Source organism: Roseateles cavernae, from assembly GCF_040187885.1.
GTDB classification, from domain to species: Bacteria; Pseudomonadota; Gammaproteobacteria; order Burkholderiales; family Burkholderiaceae_C; genus Roseateles_E; species Roseateles_E cavernae.
The window spans coordinates 1-468 of sequence record NZ_JBDPLH010000048.1 but is presented as its reverse complement, the minus strand read 5'-3'; the positions used below and the strand labels follow the sequence as shown (position 1 = coordinate 468).

Annotated in this window: 1 pseudogene; it reads left to right on the top strand. The window is 70.1% G+C overall.

Going from position 1 to position 468, the window contains the following annotated elements:
• Positions 1 to 463, top strand: a pseudogene (locus ABGI63_RS25800) (hypothetical protein); the annotation flags it as partial.
• Between the last annotated feature and the right edge of the window lie 5 nt (positions 464 to 468).

The following is a 468-nucleotide window of genomic DNA, read 5'->3' as shown; positions in this document are numbered from 1 at the left end:
GGCCTATGGCCCCATCGCGCTGCCCGGCTATGTCAGCCCCCAGGGCTGGCAGTCGCTGGCGCCGCTGGAGCGCGGCCCCATCGCTTCGCGCTTGAAAGTCGACGAGCTGGCGCAGGTGGTCGAGTTCGACGGCGTCAAGATCGCCGCCGAGCTGCTGGCCACTTTCTGCGAGCCCACCGAGAAGGGCTTCGCCTTCCGAGTACTGCAGACCAAGGATGGCGTCGCCACCGTGCAGCGTCTCGATCTGAACGCCGCTGCGCGCTCCAACAAGCGCGCCGCTGGCCCGGCCGCTGCGCCGTCGCCCGCCGCGCCATCGGATGCGACAGACCCTCCACAGGAAGGCAGGGACAAGGGGGAAGAGGTCCCTGCGTCTGACGACACGCCGGCGCCGGCCGCTACCGCCAACGAGGTGCAAACGCCCGACGCCGCCGCAGCCAACACCAACGCAGACAGCGAGGCCTGACATGG